The 2,942-nt window shown below is 35.6% G+C and carries 3 protein-coding genes; 2 read left to right on the top strand and 1 reads right to left on the bottom strand.

The genetic code is table 11. The features are described 5' to 3' along the window. The first annotated feature begins 87 nt into the window (after nt 1–87). Together AAC037_RS22885 and AAC037_RS22880 are read left to right on the top strand one after the other, a co-directional pair. A complete protein-coding gene (locus tag AAC037_RS22885; RefSeq protein WP_339905892.1) occupies nt 88–495 on the top strand; it encodes a response regulator transcription factor in 408 nt (135 codons plus the stop codon). Next, the gene (locus AAC037_RS22880) at nt 488–1,699 is read left to right on the top strand and encodes a sugar transferase (protein WP_339905891.1); all 1,212 of its coding nucleotides are present in this window, start codon (nt 488–490) and stop codon (nt 1,697–1,699) included. Before AAC037_RS22885 ends, AAC037_RS22880 begins: the two co-directional genes overlap by 8 nt. A gap of 110 nt (nt 1,700–1,809) precedes the next feature. Here the strand turns inward: AAC037_RS22880 and AAC037_RS22875 are convergent. Beyond that, the coding region (locus tag AAC037_RS22875; RefSeq protein WP_339905889.1) for a glycosyltransferase at nt 1,810–2,942 on the bottom strand (1,133 nt) is incomplete at its 5' end.

The raw sequence follows: 2,942 nt of genomic DNA, 5'->3' as shown, positions 1-2,942 counted from the left end.
GAAATTAAATATTAAATCCTTTTTTTATTTGCAGGTTCGTTTTTACCTTTATTAGTATTTAAATTAGTATTATGAACTTTTGCAACTATGAGAAATAGGTATAAAATTTTTGGTATAGATGACGAACCTTCAGTTCTTTTAATCATACAGCATTATTTTAAAAGTAAATTTGATGTCAAGGTATTTGACAAACCTGCGGATGCCATAGCAAATATGCAAGAAGGAGATCTTCCTGATATAATTATTTGTGACTTAAACATGCCTGAAATTAGCGGAGCCGAATTTGTTGAAATGGTGCGATCAAGTGGATTTTTCTCTTCGATCCCATTAATTGTTCTTTCTGCCACAGATTCTTCAGAAAAGAAAATAGACATTTTGAACATGGGGGCAGATGATTTTATGGTTAAGCCATTTAACCCCAAGGAGCTTGAAGCACGAATAAATTCAATTTTAAGAAGGACAGGGAAATTTGCAACCGATTCTATAAATGAATAAAGAAAACAAAAAAATTGCCTTGATTTCAAAAGATCAAGAAGTTATTGATGCGATTAAAAGTGCTGTAGGAGAAATTTTTGACATCAATGTATTTTCTAATGGAATAATTTTTTACAATCAACTTTCTAGTTCACCGGAAGGGTATTGTATGATACTTAGCGACTCCTCATTGATGGATGTGCATGGAATATCCCTAAAAAATACCATCGAAAAATTGGGATTTGGAAATCTTCCTTTTTTTATGATCGTTGATAATGCTACGCCTGAGGATATCGTTTATGCCATCTCTTCAGGGGTTACTGATTTTATTCTAAAACCTATTAGAGCTAAATCGTTGAGGTCTAGGCTGGAATTTCAATTGAAGCATCCTACAATCAAGAAGAAAGCACAGGAATATTCTACGCTCAAAGAGTCCAAGACCCCCTTTGTCAAAAGAGTTTTTGATATTGTTGTTTCAGGTTTAATATTAATTGCTTTGATTCCTTTGTTTTTGATTGTGGCTATATTAATAAAGCTGGAGTCAAGAGGTCCGGTATTTTATTATTCATATAGAGTTGGTACAGGTTATAATATTTTTAAATTTTATAAATTTAGATCGATGGATCCAGATGCAGATGCAAAGCTGCAACAGCTAAAGCACCTGAATCAATACAACAATGAAGAAGAAGAAGAGGTCGTTGAAGAGAAAGAGGTTGAGACCAAGGTGCTAATTAACGAGGTTAAAGAACTTTGTGAGTTTTGTGAACAAGCAGGTGGCGGTTGTCTTCAGCCTATGTATGATGACAATAATATGGTTTGTGAAAAAATTCTGATGGCCAAAAAGGACAGCAATAAAGATGCAGCATTTATTAAAATTAAAGATGACCCTCGCGTAACCAAGATTGGTAAATTTATTAGAAATACCAGTATTGATGAGCTACCTCAATTATGGAATGTCTTGAGAGGTGATATGTCACTTGTAGGAAACAGACCACTGCCTTTATATGAGGCGGAAAAAATCACTACTGATAAATATGCCCTGAGATTTCTTGGGCCTGCAGGTATAACAGGGCTTTGGCAAGTTGAAAAAAGAGGACGGGGTGCCATGTCTGAAGAAGAGCGCTTGAGTCTTGATAATGACTATGTTAAAAACTTTAGTATTTGGTTTGATATTAAAATACTATTAAGAACTATTCCCGCATTGTTTCAAAGCGAAAATGTTTAGTTAGTGCTTAAAAATACCCTATTAGTAATTGATGTTTCTTTTATTTTTTTGCTTGCAAACTTTTGACTATGATCGTTTGTAAATGCAGTTTGACCTAAAGGTTACCTTTTCTATTCCTTTTTAGCTAAAGCCGTTTTACTACCGGTGAGTAATTCCCAAAATAACTTTACGCGGCCCTTCCAAGTATTATTTGAAGCTTCAACGTACCTGGATTTGGCTTTTTGATCAGAATCCGTATCCAATTCTCTCTTTATGGCTTCGTTGAACTTCTTAGCTGTTGTTTCAAGGCTAATTAGGGGATGAAATGATTTTATGTCTTCCGAAAAAGGAGTGGCGACTATTGGTTTGCCGGAGGCAAGGTATTCATTGATCTTAAGGGGGTAAATACTTTTAGTAACCTCATTGCATAGAAAAGGCAATATTAATAACTGAAAATGCGCCAAATATTGAGGGAGTTGTTCAATTTTCTTTGGACCCGTAAAATATAGGTTCGGAATTAAATCTAAGTCTATATTGGTATGTCCCTGATGATTTCTGGGACCTACCATTACCAGGCTTTTATCGGGGTTTGCCTTGCATATACTTTCTATCAAATCATAGTCCAAGCGGTGGCAAATATTACCCGTATAGCCAATAATTGGGCGAGGGATGTCTTTCAGGTCCTTTGGCGGAGGCACTTGTTCATTATAGGCTGTTTTGAACAAATCGAAATCTGCAGCATTTGGAAAGTAGGCCACCTTTTTTCCCGATAGGCTTTCTAAATCTTTTTGGAGCATACGAGAAGTCACCAAACTAAGGTCTGCATTTTTTACGGCCTCTATTTCCTTTCCTGCTCCATGTTTCCTTAAGTAAGGTTCTAAAGCCCTAATGTTATCCCTTGATTGGTAAACAAAGGCCAAAGGTTTTAATTTACTTGGCAATCTATCCAAATAGAGGGGGTTAAATGAATTGAAAAAGATAAAGTTCTCTTCACCAAGTTCTTTGATGGCTTTTCTAATCGATTTTGCCAATCTTCTGTCATTCCATTTGGAAAGAGAATTATACAGAAAGCCAGGTGGAAGCCAATTAATCGGAAGCATTAATGGCGGACAAAGGGTATACAGAAAAGGGCTAAATTGAGTAAGTGGTTTTAGGCTTTCTTTCCCTTTAATCAAGGCTTTTTTCCTAGCCATCACGGAAGGTTTTTTTCGTTCCTTTATATAATCAAGCAAGGTAAAGGGGTAATCCACATAAATTACTTTTT

Origin of the sequence: uncultured Cyclobacterium sp., from assembly GCF_963976465.1 — a bacterium.
GTDB lineage: Bacteria > Bacteroidota > Bacteroidia > Cytophagales > Cyclobacteriaceae > Cyclobacterium.
The sequence above is the reverse complement of the archived record's forward strand: the minus strand, read 5'-3'. Positions and strand labels throughout refer to the sequence as shown.

Coding starts and splice junctions, on each gene's coding strand:
- AAC037_RS22885 (WP_339905892.1), top strand. CDS start 88: ATGAGAAATAGGTATAAAATTTTTGGTATAGATGACGAACCTTCAGTT.
- AAC037_RS22880 (WP_339905891.1), top strand. CDS start 488: ATGAATAAAGAAAACAAAAAAATTGCCTTGATTTCAAAAGATCAAGAA.